Raw genomic sequence first — 14,844 nt, forward strand, 5'->3', positions numbered from 1 at the left:
GATTCCAACGAGAGGTAACGTGCTAAACGCCCTGTCTCAGCTAACTACGAAGAGCCGCTTTGACGCTACAAAAGTAGTAAAAAGACGTTTATCTTGGCAAGAACTTGCTTATTATTTAAGATTCATTAAATATTGAACTCTGTTTTTATCCGTTGAACAGTGCTTATTCCTCTGCTAGTTAGTTTAGCCACATTCCTAACAGAGTAGCCGCGTTTCAGGTAAGAGATAATGTCCCTGTATTCTTCGCGTTTCTGCTCTATTGTTTTGACGCTTCCAACTTTACGACCAAGTTTACCACCTCTTTCTATATAGAGCTTACGACCACTATTCAAACGGAATTTAATATTCTCTCTTTCTAGCTGCGCACAGGTGCTAAGAGTAGCTATCATTATCGGAGCGAACATCGTGGGTTTACTATCTGCATCAAGTAACGTTAGTTGTTCCTTCTGCATATAGAGATTGATACCGCTGTCAATGAGATCTTTTACTGTAGCCAGAACTTCAAAGGCATTTCTCTCCAATCTACTGAGCTCACTAACTAATAAGATGGAAATGTGGTTACTCTTACAGTATTCGATAGCCTCTTGTAGCACTGGACGTTCAGTATTCTTCTTTGCTCCAGAAATATGTTCCTCATATATCTTGGAAATCTCTAGATTCTGGTATTTCACATAGTCCAGAAGGTCTGAAACTTGACGGTCTGTATTCTGACGATCACCGATACTAGACACTCTGGCATAAATAACAGCTGTTGTTGTACTCATATTAATCAAAGTATTTGTTGGTTACTAAAACGGCATGCCCTCCCTAGCTGTTACAGATTAAAAAGAACACACCAATTAAAAGAATACGGTTTAGAAGTAAAGAGGACACCACCACCTTATTAATATATAATAGGTAAGTGATGCCCTCCGCTCTATCAACTAACCAAGAAACCATTGGTAAGTTGTTTCACCGTGAAGAGCATTGTTAAGTCCCACGGCGACATCTGTCGCATTAACAGCTCTCTGAAGATAACTATCAATATAGCTTGACTTGTTAGCCTCAGTTAGCAGATTGTGGAAGTTCCACATAGAGAGTGTACCACCTTTACCACCAAATTCCTCACTGTGATAGTATTCACGACAAACGTTGTTGATCTGTGAATCAGTAATCAGTAAGCGTGGAATGCTTCTGGATAGTCCCTGTGGTAAAGCCTGATAGAGTCTCATGCGCCCGATAATCTGAGCAAACTGTGTTTCAGTAAGGTAAGTGTTACTGAGAGTCTGCATTAAGTGAATGTCTTTAGCAGGGTTGAACTGATTGAAGAGCTCCATTACCTGTTGGTAGAGCTGCTTCAAATCCATGACCTCCATAGAGAACTTAACACCTTGACCTGTGAGAACCTGATTAGAACAGATTACCACACGCCATCCAACAAAAACAGAAAACTTTTCTACTCCCTTAGAAGATCTGTAGAGGTTGAGATCGTTGTAATTGCGAACACCGCCCACAGTAAGCTCCAATCTGTGACCATCGATAGTCTCATAGATAGTGGGAATGGTGAAAGCAAATGCTAAACGCTGGTAGAACTGAGTCTTTTCACACTCCAAGAGTTCAGAAGCTCGTTTACCTAAAGCGTCTGGAGTACGACCTCTAACGATGTGGGACACACGGATGGAAGGACTAGAAATAGACTCACCCTGATAGAAGGACTTGGCGGCATCGTGAACAGTTTCGATAAAGTCCTGATGAGAGATCGTTAGCTCCTGATTAGCCCAAGTAGGAACCACACACTGAGTTTTTAGCTCCTCCATGGTGATGCTGTTGGTATTAGCATCCAAGAAGTTAACGAAAGAGCAAGAGCTTACAGGCTGTTCTACAACTTCTTCGTAGTCAGCATACTCAAACTGATTGCTGTTATTATTAGCCACAGCAGCAGGCATCAACAATAAATTGTCCATAACTAAATGTATTAAATGGTTATTGATAGAGTGAACTGTATGAGGTACGTGTTTACCTCTTAGAGGTACAGATGCCTTACAAATTGACTACGTTTTTTGTATATTGCTCAGGTTTCCCTTGGAAAAACGTTTTACCCATTGAGATGGGGAGGGGGGACTTGTTGATGGTGAAGTGGCGTGCTCAGAAAAAATAAAAATTTTGAAATTGGTTACAAATGGTGTAGCAGGCTCTCAGCATTACCTGAAAGTCCGCTTCCCCAATTGTTGCTGAGTTTGTTATGCAGTCTCTCTAAGTATCTTCACAAATTGACTACCGTCCTTAATCTCTTTTAGCATCTTTTCTGTAAGATTCGTTCCCTTTAATTTTTCTAGCTTTTTGAAGGCTGCATCATCGCCAACCTCATCTGCATAAGAGTTGAAGCCAGCAATAAAATAACGCTTTGTTATAAACTTTACTTCAATTTTAGCTTCTAAGCATAGCTGGATAAACTTGTTCCCCCGCTTGATATTTAACTTAGCCCCTTCTGGCAATGTCCATTCCTCTCCCCGAAGCAACTTTTTAACTTGTGTTCCTGATATTTTCTTTCCAGTGTATATCAAAGATGCTGTTGTTGGATTGTATTTTTCACTAATTCTTTCTGATATTTCATGTGCAAGCTCGTTATTTGAAACCAGAGCTGCTACAGCAAATCTGTCTTGTTGATTCCAGCTCGTACCCACATCATTGATATCAACGATGTATTGGCCAATATCTATGCCAGTCTTAATGAATGTGCTGGGAACCTCTCTTGGCTCCGTCATATTGCACATCAGGAAGGCTAGTGTCCTGTGCTGACCATCGAGAATGACGAGGTAGTCCTCTGCTTTTTCTTTTTCGACCTTTTTGCCATTAACGTCGGTCACTTCATAACCACTTTCAAGAGTCTCTTTAGCAGTTATCGCAAATATTGGTGCGTTCTTTTCGTACTTTCCATTAGCAATTATGCTTATATAACCATTGACCTTATTTTTATTAATAGGACGATTATTCTTGACGAATGCCACCTTGTACTGCTTCTTAGTCACTTTACGAGTTTCGTCGTCAATAATAGCAAAAGTCAGAAATTGGTCCTTGTCAAAAACACCTTGTTCAGCCTGTGCTTGCTTGTTCAGTTTCTCATAATTCTGCTTTTTCTCGTTAAGTGCAGTCTCTTGTTGAGCGATAGCCTCAGCACTAACACCTGCATTCTTTTTCATGCTTTCAAGAGCTTTTTCCATTTTTTTAATTTCCTTTCCTACTGTGACCATTTCGGTCGATTTTTTAATTGTATTCATAATTAATATTTTTAAAAATAATCTCCGTCTGAGGCAAGGAGAGCTCCCTCAGAACAACTCTAGCCCAATCGCTGCTATTTCGTTCTGGGTGCAAAGGAACAAAAGATAAAATGATTATTTGTGTAAAAAAGAAAAATCTGCGAAATTCACTCTTCCGCAGATTTGAAAAACGTCTTCCTTTCTTTGATGCTTTCAGGATTCTTTATAACGCTAAATGGTAAAACTCCTACGTCTTGTAAAAAACTAGCTTGATAGTAATTGTCACATATTGGTAAGCGTTTATTCTTGGCATCACTAAACAATTTATTATAATCAGTATTATTAGCTGCTTTAGCTGCAAGATTCAAATTTGAGAGAGTTGCCATTATAATATCTTTCAAAGATTCGTCCAAGGATTCTGTCTGAAACATGTCTTCAAATAGATGTGTCAGTTCGCGGGCAATCTGAAATGCTAGTGTCCTTTTGGGAAGAAGATCTATTGCTAAGTAACAATGAGTCTTGGGATAGCTTTTAAGATTCTCCTCTGTTAAGACGTTTTTAATCAGCTCTTCTGAATATAGAAATTTTAAAAACTCTCCAATAAGAATGTCTTCATTTAATGTTATATTGATATCCTTTGTTTTTTGGGGTTCCCTTCCTGTAAACACAATTTCCTTCACATCAAGACCTTCATTAAGCCTATTGATGAGTTTGAAATATTGGTCAACAGCTCCCATTTCTGGCATGACAATACGGCTAAATAACTTCCACATCCAAATAGTAATGCTGAATTTCCATAATGCATCAATATTAATAGGTCTCTTGCTGTTATTTACGCGACGCTTCAGTGAATTGACGAATGCTTCTTTATTTATTCCACACAACTTTGCATTATGCAGCGCATGCTCATAATTCTCTGTTTTAATATTGTTATCATAAAAGCCTGTCTTCTCGTCTATATGAACAAACACAAGAAGGTGCTCACAATAGTAATCAATATATTCGTTCTCGTTCATGGTGGCAAAAATAAATAAAAAACTCCACCTGACAAAATTCAAGCGGAGTTTTCTATGGATTATTTACCAAAAACGTATTTCACTACCTTGGCATTAGCCTTATTTTCGTTCACGAAGTCACGCTCAATGTAGATGTCGGTGACTCTCATGGACTCGTCCACATGGTTGAGTGCAGCATGGACTGTGTACTTATCGATCTTACATTTGTTAAGTGCTATTGTAGCCCATGAGTGACGGGCTGCATAGTATTCCAGATCAGAGAGATTAAGAGCCCTACCTATGGTCTTTAAACCAAGGTTAATAGCGCGGTTGAAGTTCTTCTCTGTATTATATATATGGTGGAATTTGAAGACTCGCTCACCCTTCTGGTCACGATACTTCTCAACAAGAGGCCTTATAATGGCGGGGATCTTAATTACCATCTTAGCCTTGTCAAGTCTACGTTCTGTAGTCTTGGTACGGTAATAGGTTATTGTATCTCCAGAAATCTCTGTGCAGTTAAATAAGTCAGCTGAGTTCATTCCCATTAAACAAAACGACAAGCAGAAGCAGTCTTTAGCTAGATTAGAGACACTCTCCTTTTTTAAGGAACCATCCTTTTTGCATTCGTATGGATAATCCCAGATATCCTTTACTGATTTAGCTGAGATAGCCCTCTTTCTGGTAGCTTCCTGCCTGGGGATGGTTATATATTCAAATGGTGAATTGCTTAGACGAATGATATTACGATCGTAATCATTGTATTTTTTCTTAGCTTCATTAAACAAATGTCTCAGGCTACTTAAATACAGCGACACACTTCGATTTGATGGTACTCTTTTTCCAGCCAATTCAAGTGCTTTAGCTCTCATTTTACTCTGTTTGTTAAGATAGTCCATAAAACCATTTAATAAAGATACTGTAATTTTGGAAGCCTCAAGATTCTCTGTTCCAAGATATGTTGTAAAAGCGTTTACTGCAGACTGATAGTTCTTTTTACCTTTGATAGGAGAGGTGAGAATCCACCATCTACAGAATTGGATAAAATCAACAGGTTTCTGTCTCTCTTCCTCGTTTTGGATAAGTTCAATAATCTCATCTAGAGTGTAATCATGAATGTCAACTTGTAGCTTATCGCACATATCTCGATAGGCATCTACAAGCTTATCCACTTTCTGTTTGATAGGAGTTCCCTCTTTAAAAGCCAGTGTTTTTGTTAGGTCACAGGGACTCACAAATAGACTAGTAGACAGCCTTTTTACTTTCCTCTTGTAGGTGAAACTTACTTTTACGTTGTACTTGCGGTCAACACGTAAACCGTCCTTTTTTACCATAGCCTTGATAGTCAGCATGTTACGTTAATTTTTAGCGGTAAACAAAAAGGCGAAAAATCAGAGGATTATGACTGAATCATAGTGGATTTGAGGGTCAGAATGCAGTATTTTGATATAAAAAAGAACTCCCATAAGTACTTGACTTACAGGAGTTTATCTTATTCTTTAAGAGGGTGCCCGGTGGGACTCGAACCCACGACATTCAGAACCACAATCTGACGCTCTAACCAACTGAACTACGGGCACCATGTTGGTTTTGCGGGTGCAAAGGTACGGAGTTTTTTTTATTCTACCAAATATTTCGTGCAGTTTTTTTTGTAAACATGCATTTTTTCGATTTTCTTTACGGTTTTGTGTCAATCAGTGGGCGTAAAATGTTAAAAATGGCAAAATAGTGCTTAACTCTTAACTCTCAACTCTTAACTCTCAACTAATTTTTGTAACTTTGCACCGTGAAAATAAAAGAAGTGCTGAGCGCCCTTGAACGATTCGCGCCTCTGCCCTTGCAGGAAAGTTGGGATAATGCTGGCTTGCAACTGGGACTGACAGAGACGGAGGTTTCAGGGGCATTATTGTGTCTGGACGTGAACGAGCGTATCGTTGACGAAGCCATCAACAGGGGGTGTAATCTTATTGTGAGTCACCACCCGTTGTTGTTCCGTGGCCTTAAAACTATTAGCGATCTCACTGATGTGCAGCGCACCGTGATGCATGCCATACAGCAGGGGATAGCCGTTATCTCAATGCATACTAATATGGATAACGCGCGCGGAGGAGTGAATTTCCGCATTGCTCAGAAACTGGGATTAGAGGATGTAAGATTCTTTGCTCAGAAGCAAGTGGGAAGCATTGAGGCAGGAAGTGGGGTAGTAGGAGAACTTGCAGCCCCCTTGGCGGCCGACGATTTTATTATCGCTGTGAAAAAAGCTTTCGGCGTGGAGTGTGCGATGTGTAACGAACTGTTGCGCCGCCCTATCAAGCGTGTGGCCATATGTGGTGGCGCGGGCGATTTCTTGCTCGACGAAGCGGTTAAAAATCAGGCAGATGCGTTTATCACAGGCGAGATGCACTACCATCAGTATTTTGGCTACGAACAGCAGATACAAATTTGCGTTATAGGCCACTACCAGAGCGAACAGTTTACAGCTGAAATCTTCGAGGAAATCATTCAGAAAGAGTGCCCGGGAGTGAAGACTTGTATCGCTCAGACGTGTACGAATCCAATATTGTATATTTAAATAAATTTCAAAAAGAAAGTTATGGCAAAGAAAGATCCATCAGAATTGTCAGTAGAAGAGCGCCTGAAGACGCTCTATCAGCTGCAGACCGCCCTCTCGGCTATCGATGAAAAGCGCATGTTGCGTGGCGAGCTGCCACTCGAAGTGCAGGACCTGGAAGACGAGATTGAGGGTTTGACAACACGTGTTGAAAAGATTGCGGCCGACATTGCCGACTATCAGCGTGCTATCAGTCAGAAGAAGGGTGAGATTGCTGATGCCGAGGCCAGCGTAGAGCGCTACAAGGCTCAGTTGGACGAGGTTAAGAACAACCGTGAGTATGACACACTGTCGAAAGAAATCGAGTTCCAGACTCTGGAAATCGAACTCTGCAATAAGAAGATTCGCGAGGCTAACAACAAGATCATGGATAAGCAGCGCGAGCAGGAGGCCAGCGAGGCTCTGATTGCTGAGCGTCAAGGCGACCTGGAGGTTAAGAAGAACGAGCTCGATGAAATCATGGAAGAGACTCGTGTGGAAGAGGAGAAGCTGAAGGAGCAGGTGAAGAATCTCGAGGCAAAGATCGAGGGCCGACTGCTTACATCATTTAAGCGTATCCGTAAGAACGCACGCAACGGTCTGGGTATCGTTTACGTACAGCGTGATGCTTGCGGTGGTTGCTTCAACAAGATTCCACCTCAGCGCCAGTTGGATATCAAGATGCATAAGAAGATTATCGTTTGCGAGTACTGCGGTCGTATCATGATTGATCCAGAGCTGGCAGGCGTGAAAGTTGAGAAGGCGCCTGTTGCTGCCGAGGAGAAGAAGGGACGTGCAAAGCGTTCTATCCGCAAGTCATCAGGAACAGCCACATCATCAGCCAACTCTAAGAAGGCTGCCGATGCCAACGATATGTTCTAAGCATAAAATGTTATAAATTCTGATAGTCTGGGATGTCTTCCAAAAAGTAATATTTTTGGTTTTCATAATCCATCTTGCAGCAGATGTGCTGTATGCCGTTGCTCACTATCAGATAATCCACCTTCAGCAAAAGATTGTAGGCCGAAATTTGGTCGAATGTCTTTTGCTGAAGTTTTATTTGTGGGGCCTTGTACTCGATAATCATCTGTGGCATTGCCACCTTATTATATAATATAGTGTCGCAACGCAGACGTTTTTCACCTACGTTCAGCTCAACTTCGTTGCCAATCAGGCCGGATGGGTAGCCCTTATGTTCCACTAGATAATGCACAAAATGCTGGCGAACCCACTCTTCGGGAGTGAGAGCCACGTATTTTCGGCGTAAAAAGTCGAAAATAAGCTGCTTATTGCCCTGCCGGGCTATTTTTATTTCGTATGTAGGGAGGTTTAATCGAAACATTTTTGTAAATTTGCAGGCAAAAATACAAATAATAATTGAAATAGCAACATGGCTGACGCAAAAAATGTGAGTTTTGAGAGCATTATGCGCGATTTAGAGGCGGGGAAATTTGCTCCCGTTTATTATCTGATGGGTGATGAATCGTACTATATCGATAGGATTTCCGATTATATAGCCGATCATGCTTTGCGCCCAGAGGAACGGGATTTTAACCAGACTGTGGTGTTTGGATCAGATGTCAACGCATCACAGATAGCCGATCTCTCACGCCGTTATCCTATGATGGCCGAACGCCAGGTGGTTATAGTGAAAGAGGCGCAGAATATAAAAAATACTGAGCCGCTTGAGCGCTATTTCTCACAGCCTATGGCTACAACCGTGCTGGTGATGTGCCATAAGAATGGTAAAATCGATGGGCGAAAAACTGGTTACGTAAAAGCTATAAAATCTCATGGCATACTGTTTGAAAGCTCAAAACTGAAGGATAGAGAACTGCCTGGATTTATTGAAAACTATCTCAAAGCACGCCAGATAAAAATCGACGCAAAATCAGTTCAGATGATAGCCGAGAATATTGGTGCCGATTTGAGTCGTTTGGTTGGCGAGCTTGATAAAGTGATTATTTCACTGCCAGAATCGAGTAGGGTAGTAACCCCTCAGGTGGTAGAGGATCAGATCGGAGTGAGCAAAGAGTTTAATGGATTTGAGCTTAAGGATGCTATCGTGAATCGAAATGTTTATAAGGCAAATCAGATAATAAAATATTTTGACGAAAATCCAAAGGCGGGTTCAATCTACTCATTTCTCCCGTTGCTCTTTAATTACTTCCAAAATCTGATGATTGCCTTTTATGCACCCAATAATAAGAGTCAGGAGAGTGTGGCAGAGTGGTTGGAATTCAAAAATCCGTGGGCTGCCAAAGACTATATGACGGGTATGAGAAATTACTCTGGAATGAAGGTGATGCAGATTATTTCCAAAATAAGAGAGATTGATGCTAAAAGTAAGGGTCTGGACAATCCAAATACCCCCGCTGGAGAGCTTATGAAGGAACTGATTTTTTACATTTTGCACTAATTTAGCCCTTTTTTAGGCTCTAGAATTTCTAGAAATAGCACTCTTCGTGAGTGCTTTTTTATGCCTAAATGCCTGTAGGATAGGGTAGTTACGGCGTTTTCTACCCCTTCAAAACTCGCGTATTTCTGGCCGCCTGCCCGTTGGTTTTGAATAATCCAGAAATGACGAAAAATTAAAATGTCGCTCTCGATCCATTTACCTTTCACATTCATTATGATTTCATTTCGTTGATTTGCGTTTCTAAATCGCCGTATGAATTCAGATTTACAAATACATAGAAAGCACGATTTACACATCTTTAAATGTAATACACATCTTAATATTTAGATTTAAATATCTGAATATCCAAATATAACTTTTTATATTAATATTTATGCATCGTATATATCTGATTAATAAATATATGAAAATCAATCAGTTACACGTTTTTGTGCAAAATAAGTTCCCTATTTATTCAGGGTTTGGCACCCCGGAGCGCATAATGGTATTTAAAACAATAAACTTTTCGTAAGTAGTTCATTTATACCCAATTAGTTACGAAAATACGCTCACAAAATCATTTGTACAGATTTAATATCGTAAATTTAGATTTAAAAATATAAACCTCAATTACGGTACTCTAAAACTTTTGATATACAAATATAAAACTATAAACTTAAATTATTAATTCTTAAATTGTCTATACATTTGTTGGTTAATTCAATTTTTTGTTTTACCTTTGTAAACTGAAAGAAAAAGGGCCAATAATGGCCCATTAACCACTTAGTTATAAGAAATGAAAGATAGAATCAGGCAAATCATGGAGTCTCAGCATATGACTCAACAGCTCTTCGCTGACTATATCGGTCAGAGTCCGGCAACACTTAGTAGTATTTTTACTGGTCGCACCCGACCTACCCTTAACATCGTAGAAGCCATCAAAAAGAAAATTCCTAACATCAATACTGATTGGTTGATGTTTGGATCTGGTGACATGTATCTGGCTCAAAATAACCCCGAGCAAGACCTCTTCTCTGAGGGCGATGGCAATGCTGACGCCCACCCTACCGATCAAAATCCGATGCTGATGTTTGATGAGGGTCCTATTCAGGCTCCTCAAAATACACCCCAGACGCTCCCAAATATTAATGGTGTACGTAATACACACCAGGAAATTGTAACAACGGGGGTAAAAATAGCAGACAAACCACAGCGAAAGGTAATGGAGATTCGGGTGTTTTATGATGATCAGACTTGGGAGACTTTCGTTCCTCAAAAGAAATAAAGTTTTGTGGTTTAAAAAAATAATATTACCTTTGTACCCGAATTAATAATTTGAAGTATGAAGAAGTATATACTTGACCTCAAGGTGAAGCAGGTAGAGCAGATTCATCAGCGTTATGTGCTTATAAAACTGACTGACGATAAACCTCTTCCTGACATGTTGCCTGGTCAATTTGTAGAGGTGCGTGTAGATGGTTCTACATCTACTTTCTTGCGCCGCCCCATTTCAATTAACTTTGTGGATCGCCTGAATAATGAGTTGTGGTTGCTCGTAGCCACCGTGGGCGATGGTACCAAACAATTAGCTAAACTGAATGCTGGTGACACGTTGAACTGTGTGCTGCCTCTGGGTAATGGTTTTACACCTGCAGCTCAGGGGGAGAAAGTGCTGCTCGTTGGCGGTGGTGTTGGTGTGGCTCCGCTCTTGTATATGGGAGCCGAAATGAAGCGTCAGGGCATAGAGCCAACCTTCCTGTTGGGTGCACGTACAGCTAACGACTTGCTGATGCTGCCAATATTTAATATGTACGGGCGCGTGTATGTAACAACCGAGGATGGTTCGATGGGAGAGAAGGGCTTTGTCACCAATCACTCTCTGCTTAGCAATGAGCGTTTCGATCGTATCAGCACCTGCGGACCAACGCCTATGATGAAGGCAGTGGCTCGCTATGCGCGACAGAACGGCGTGGATTGCGAAGCTTCGCTGGAGAATCTAATGGCCTGCGGATTGGGCGCATGTTTGTGCTGCGTTGAGAAGACTACCGAGGGTAATTTGTGTGTTTGTAAGGATGGACCCGTGTTTAATATTAAGAAACTGTTATGGCAAGACTAAATGTAAAGATTGCTGATTTGGAACTGAAGAACCCTGTGATGACTGCATCGGGAACATTTGGTTATGGATTAGAGTTTGCCGACTTGATGCCTCTGGATGGTATTGGCGGTATTATTGTTAAGGGTACCACCCTGAAGCCTCGCGAGGGCAACGACTATCCACGCATGGCTGAGACTGCTAGTGGCATGCTCAACTGCGTAGGTCTGCAAAACAAGGGTGTGGATTATTTCTGTGAGCATATTTATCCCCAGATAAAGGATATCAATACCAACATGATTGTGAACGTGAGTGGTTCGTCGCCTGAGGATTATGCCGAGTGTGCAGCCCGTATTGATGCTCTCGATAATATCCCTGCTATCGAACTCAATATCTCGTGTCCTAACGTAAAAGATGGAGGTATGGCTTTTGGTGTGACTTGTGCTGGTGCTGCCAGTGTGGTAAAGGCTGTGCGCCAGGCTTACCATAAGACGCTGATTGTGAAGCTGAGTCCTAACGTAACAGATATTGCTGAGATAGCACGTGCTGTAGAGGCTGAAGGCGCCGACAGCGTGTCGCTGATAAATACGCTGATGGGTATGGCTATCGATATAGAGAAGCGCCGTACACTGCTCAGCATCAACACAGGAGGCCTTAGCGGTCCTTGTGTAAAGCCTGTGGCCCTGCGCATGGTATGGCAGGTGGCTAAGGCCGTCAAGATACCTGTAATCGGTCTGGGAGGCATTAATAGTGCCAAGGATGCCATTGAGTTCCTGATGGCTGGAGCTACAGCCATTGAGATAGGCACGGCCAACTTCCTGGATCCGGCTATAAGTATTAAGGTGCGTGATGGTATTAATGAATGGCTCGATAGTCATGGGTGCCAGTCGGTAAACGAGATAATAGGGGTTGTTTAACCCCTATTTTTTTTGTTTGTGCTGAGAAATATACATAAAAAATTTGGGGGCTACCAATCGGCAACCCCCAACCAACACAAAAACTAAACTAGACTTAACTAAAGCAATTCCGGGGTTTTCCCAAATCCCTGATTGCGAGTGCAAAGATACGCATAGTTTTTTAAACTACCAAATCTTTTTTGCATTTTTTTGCAATTAGGGGGTTCTTTTCTATAAATTTACTGCATTTTGCAGCAAAATATAGTCTAAGATTGTCATTGCAGCCATAGATTCAACCACAGGCACTGCTCTTGGTAAAACACATGGATCATGGCGTCCGTGAGCCGTAAATGTGGTGGCATTTCCTTCCTTATCTACCGTGTTTTGTTCGGTAAGAATTGTGGCCACGGGTTTAAAAGCCACTCGGAAGTAGATGTCCTGGCCATTGCTGATGCCGCCTTGGATACCACCACTATGATTGGTGGTTGTGGTGATGGGGGATTGGGTGTTGGGTGATGGGTGATGGGTGTTGGGTGATGGTACGAACACATCGTTCACCTGACTGCCGCGCATAGTAGCGCTGTCAAAACCATCGCCATACTCAAAGCCCTTGACGGCATTGATGCTAAGCATGGCTTGTCCTAATGAGGCATGCAACTTGTCAAATTCGGGCTCGCCTAAGCCCGTGGGGCACCCCTTTATCACGCAAGTGATGATGCCGCCTATGGTGTCGCCATCGGCTTTTACCTGAGCTATCAGCTGCTCCATTTGGGCGGCTTTCTGGGCATCAGGGCAGCGTACGGCATTGGTCTCAGTCAGACTAAGGTCGTAGCGGCTATAATCCTTTTCGAGCGCGATGTCGCCCACTTGCGATGTATAAGCTTGAATGCTGATACCTTTCTGGCGTAAAACCAGTTTGGCAAATGCGCCACCTACGCAGCGACTGATGGTGATGCGGGCCGATGAACGTCCGCCACCACGATGGTCGCGAATGCCGTATTTCTCCTGATAGGTGAAATCGGCATGCGAGGGGCGGAATAGATTGCGCATATTCTCGTAGTCGTTGGAGTGCTGGTTGGTGTTACGGACAATAAATCCTATGGGGCAGCCTGTTGTCTTGTCCTCGAAAACGCCACTGAGCAACTCTACACGATCGGCCTCTTGGCGCGATGTGGTGATAGCACTCTGTCCAGGGCGACGGCGATTTAGTTCGCTTTGAATAAACTCCATATCGATGTCGATGCCAGCAGGCATGCCATCAATGACGCCCCCAACAGCCTCGCCGTGGCTCTCGCCAAACGTAGTCAGCCTAAAAATATGCCCAAAACTATTCATAATTATCTAATCGTTTCTTTAGTACGCTTGCTTAAGCAAGAATTATCAATTTTCAATTATCGCTTAGTGGCAGTGTCCGCAGCCGCAGCCACCATCGTGATGATGATGCTCATGGTTGCCGCAATCGCATCCGTCGCCACAGCCGTGCTCGCCACAGCCGCCACCGCAACCGCCGCATCCACCGGTCAGGTGCTTAATCAGATGCTGGATCTCCTCTTGAGTAGCCTCGCGGTTTTCAATCACGCGACCTTTGAAATTCAGTGTTTTGCCTGCCAGAGGGTGGTTGGTGTCAACGGTCACGCCGTCTTCTTCAATCTTAACAACCTTTGCCATGAACTGGTGGTCGTCATTGTCCATCAGGGTGATGACTGCGCCCTCGAAAATATTGTCGTGGTCGAAGTGGCCATTTACGGTGAATACCTCGCGGCCTACTTTGTGCACACCTTCAGATACATACTCGCCAAAAGCCTCGGCCGGAGTCAGCTCAAAATCAAAGTCGCTGCCTTTCTCAAGGCCCTTCACCTTCTCCTCAAAAGCATCCAGAGCTACGCTGAATCCGGTGATAAACTCAAATGGACGGTCGTCGCCAGTCTGCTCCTCGAGCTCACTCTTGCCATCCTTCAGGCTGTACAACTGATATACAACCGACATAAATCTGTTTTTTGTTTCTTCCATTATACCTATTTATATATATTTAGTTTCAGCTTGCAAAGTTACGCATTTTCCACCAAATACACGAAAGTTTAATCCTAAAAAGTAAAAAAATACTTATTTTAGGCTTTCTGTTGATATGTATCAATAAAAAAGCTGTGTTCGCACACAATTAAACAAATTTGTTTGTTGGTGTTGAAAAATCGTCGTACCTTTGCACCGTCAAAAGATGACAAACAGTTTTTAAAGGATAACATATTTAAAGTAAAAGAAAGGGTAAAAAGATGAAAAAGATGATTTTGACACTGGTAGCAATGCTGAGTATGACAACTGCATTTGCAGAGGGTGAGAATACAAGCGCTGTTAAGAATGTAGAGGCCTACAAGATGGACGTTAACATGGACATGCTTTCAAAGGCTCTTCACCTCACCATCGACCAGCGTGCAGCTGTAGAGAACATTCATCACGTATTCAATACAGAGATGACTTACGCAGCTCAGTACGGTAACAACGAGCGCGACAACATGGTTAAGCGTGCTATCGATACCGACGTAAAGCGTATGCGCTATGTGCTCAACGAGAAGCAGATGCGTACATACCTGATGCTGCTCAACACCACTATCAACAACCGTGGTCTGAACAAGTAAATTC

Annotated in this window: 15 protein-coding genes and 1 tRNA gene; 7 read left to right on the top strand and 9 right to left on the bottom strand. The window is 42.4% G+C overall.

Annotation, left to right across the window (positions count from 1 at the left end):
• Positions 1–125: 125 nt before the first annotated feature.
• The 6 genes from T360_RS0108195 to T360_RS0108220 form a co-directional block, all read right to left on the bottom strand.
• Positions 126–764 (bottom strand): recombinase family protein, encoded by a 639-nt coding sequence (locus T360_RS0108195; protein WP_036929200.1) that lies wholly within the window; start codon positions 762–764, stop codon positions 126–128.
• A 159-nt stretch (positions 765–923) separates the two neighbouring features.
• On the bottom strand, positions 924–1,943 hold the full coding sequence (locus T360_RS0108200) for a DUF3871 family protein (protein ID WP_028912345.1): 1,020 nt from the start codon (positions 1,941–1,943) through the stop codon (positions 924–926).
• A gap of 276 nt (positions 1,944–2,219) precedes the next feature.
• Positions 2,220–3,257, bottom strand: coding sequence for a hypothetical protein (locus T360_RS0108205; protein ID WP_028912346.1), 1,038 nt, complete (start codon positions 3,255–3,257; stop codon positions 2,220–2,222).
• Positions 3,258–3,403: 146 nt separating this feature from the next.
• A complete protein-coding gene (locus T360_RS0108210) occupies positions 3,404–4,252 on the bottom strand; it encodes a hypothetical protein (RefSeq protein WP_028912347.1) in 849 nt (282 codons plus the stop codon).
• 59 nt (positions 4,253–4,311) lie between these two features.
• The gene (locus tag T360_RS0108215) at positions 4,312–5,583 is read right to left on the bottom strand and encodes a phage integrase SAM-like domain-containing protein (RefSeq protein ID WP_028912348.1); all 1,272 of its coding nucleotides are present in this window, start codon (positions 5,581–5,583) and stop codon (positions 4,312–4,314) included.
• Between the two features lie 154 nt (positions 5,584–5,737).
• Positions 5,738–5,811 (bottom strand) — tRNA-His (locus T360_RS0108220).
• A 206-nt stretch (positions 5,812–6,017) separates the two neighbouring features.
• Here T360_RS0108220 and T360_RS0108225 point away from each other — a divergent pair.
• Both T360_RS0108225 and T360_RS14990 read left to right on the top strand, forming a co-directional pair.
• Positions 6,018–6,803: a Nif3-like dinuclear metal center hexameric protein gene (locus T360_RS0108225; RefSeq protein ID WP_028912349.1), complete on the top strand. Its 786-nt coding sequence runs from the start codon at positions 6,018–6,020 to the stop codon at positions 6,801–6,803.
• 21 nt (positions 6,804–6,824) lie between these two features.
• Complete coding sequence (locus T360_RS14990; protein ID WP_051523474.1) at positions 6,825–7,703, top strand: zinc ribbon domain-containing protein; 879 nt, start codon at positions 6,825–6,827, stop codon at positions 7,701–7,703.
• Positions 7,704–7,713: 10 nt separating this feature from the next.
• Here T360_RS14990 and T360_RS0108235 read toward each other — a convergent pair whose 3' ends face one another.
• The gene (locus T360_RS0108235) at positions 7,714–8,163 is read right to left on the bottom strand and encodes a type I restriction enzyme HsdR N-terminal domain-containing protein (RefSeq protein ID WP_028912350.1); all 450 of its coding nucleotides are present in this window, start codon (positions 8,161–8,163) and stop codon (positions 7,714–7,716) included.
• A gap of 48 nt (positions 8,164–8,211) precedes the next feature.
• Here T360_RS0108235 and holA point away from each other — a divergent pair, with 48 nt between their 5' ends.
• The 4 genes from holA to T360_RS0108260 all read left to right on the top strand — a co-directional run bounded on the left by holA (position 8,212) and on the right by T360_RS0108260 (position 12,228).
• The gene (holA, locus tag T360_RS0108240) at positions 8,212–9,240 is read left to right on the top strand and encodes a DNA polymerase III subunit delta (RefSeq protein ID WP_028912351.1); all 1,029 of its coding nucleotides are present in this window, start codon (positions 8,212–8,214) and stop codon (positions 9,238–9,240) included.
• A 775-nt stretch (positions 9,241–10,015) separates the two neighbouring features.
• Entirely contained in the window at positions 10,016–10,504 is a 489-nt protein-coding gene (locus tag T360_RS0108250; RefSeq protein ID WP_028912353.1) for a helix-turn-helix domain-containing protein, read from the top strand.
• Positions 10,505–10,561: 57 nt separating this feature from the next.
• Positions 10,562–11,335 (top strand): dihydroorotate dehydrogenase electron transfer subunit, encoded by a 774-nt coding sequence (locus tag T360_RS0108255; RefSeq protein WP_028912354.1) that lies wholly within the window; start codon positions 10,562–10,564, stop codon positions 11,333–11,335.
• Entirely contained in the window at positions 11,323–12,228 is a 906-nt protein-coding gene (locus T360_RS0108260) for a dihydroorotate dehydrogenase (RefSeq protein WP_028912355.1), read from the top strand. The genes T360_RS0108255 and T360_RS0108260 overlap by 13 nt, the downstream gene beginning before the upstream one ends.
• Before the next feature lie 210 nt (positions 12,229–12,438).
• Here the strand turns inward: T360_RS0108260 and aroC are convergent, their stop codons facing one another.
• A complete protein-coding gene (gene aroC, locus T360_RS0108265) occupies positions 12,439–13,542 on the bottom strand; it encodes a chorismate synthase (RefSeq protein WP_036929201.1) in 1,104 nt (367 codons plus the stop codon).
• A 63-nt stretch (positions 13,543–13,605) separates the two neighbouring features.
• Positions 13,606–14,217: a peptidylprolyl isomerase gene (locus tag T360_RS0108270; RefSeq protein WP_028912357.1), complete on the bottom strand. Its 612-nt coding sequence runs from the start codon at positions 14,215–14,217 to the stop codon at positions 13,606–13,608.
• A 260-nt stretch (positions 14,218–14,477) separates the two neighbouring features.
• On the opposite strand from T360_RS0108270, the gene T360_RS0108275 reads away from it, so the two are divergent.
• The gene (locus tag T360_RS0108275) at positions 14,478–14,840 is read left to right on the top strand and encodes a hypothetical protein (protein ID WP_028912358.1); all 363 of its coding nucleotides are present in this window, start codon (positions 14,478–14,480) and stop codon (positions 14,838–14,840) included.
• Positions 14,841–14,844 lie beyond the last annotated feature (4 nt).

The organism is Prevotella sp. MA2016 (assembly GCF_000619825.1).
Lineage (GTDB): Bacteria > Bacteroidota > Bacteroidia > Bacteroidales > Bacteroidaceae > Prevotella.

Bases quoted from the DNA above. Each gene is read 5' to 3' on its own strand.
- holA (WP_028912351.1), top strand. From the start codon at position 8,212: ATGGCTGACGCAAAAAATGTGAGTTTTGAGAGCATTATGCGCGATTTA.
- T360_RS14990 (WP_051523474.1), top strand. From the start codon at position 6,825: ATGGCAAAGAAAGATCCATCAGAATTGTCAGTAGAAGAGCGCCTGAAG.
- T360_RS0108195 (WP_036929200.1), bottom strand. From the start codon at position 764: ATGAGTACAACAACAGCTGTTATTTATGCCAGAGTGTCTAGTATCGGT.
- T360_RS0108270 (WP_028912357.1), bottom strand. From the start codon at position 14,217: ATGGAAGAAACAAAAAACAGATTTATGTCGGTTGTATATCAGTTGTAC.
- T360_RS0108250 (WP_028912353.1), top strand. From the start codon at position 10,016: ATGAAAGATAGAATCAGGCAAATCATGGAGTCTCAGCATATGACTCAA.
- aroC (WP_036929201.1), bottom strand. From the start codon at position 13,542: ATGAATAGTTTTGGGCATATTTTTAGGCTGACTACGTTTGGCGAGAGC.
- T360_RS0108275 (WP_028912358.1), top strand. From the start codon at position 14,478: ATGAAAAAGATGATTTTGACACTGGTAGCAATGCTGAGTATGACAACT.
- T360_RS0108255 (WP_028912354.1), top strand. From the start codon at position 10,562: ATGAAGAAGTATATACTTGACCTCAAGGTGAAGCAGGTAGAGCAGATT.
- T360_RS0108235 (WP_028912350.1), bottom strand. From the start codon at position 8,163: ATGTTTCGATTAAACCTCCCTACATACGAAATAAAAATAGCCCGGCAG.
- T360_RS0108205 (WP_028912346.1), bottom strand. From the start codon at position 3,257: ATGAATACAATTAAAAAATCGACCGAAATGGTCACAGTAGGAAAGGAA.
- T360_RS0108260 (WP_028912355.1), top strand. From the start codon at position 11,323: ATGGCAAGACTAAATGTAAAGATTGCTGATTTGGAACTGAAGAACCCT.
- T360_RS0108200 (WP_028912345.1), bottom strand. From the start codon at position 1,943: ATGGACAATTTATTGTTGATGCCTGCTGCTGTGGCTAATAATAACAGC.
- T360_RS0108215 (WP_028912348.1), bottom strand. From the start codon at position 5,583: ATGCTGACTATCAAGGCTATGGTAAAAAAGGACGGTTTACGTGTTGAC.
- T360_RS0108210 (WP_028912347.1), bottom strand. From the start codon at position 4,252: ATGAACGAGAACGAATATATTGATTACTATTGTGAGCACCTTCTTGTG.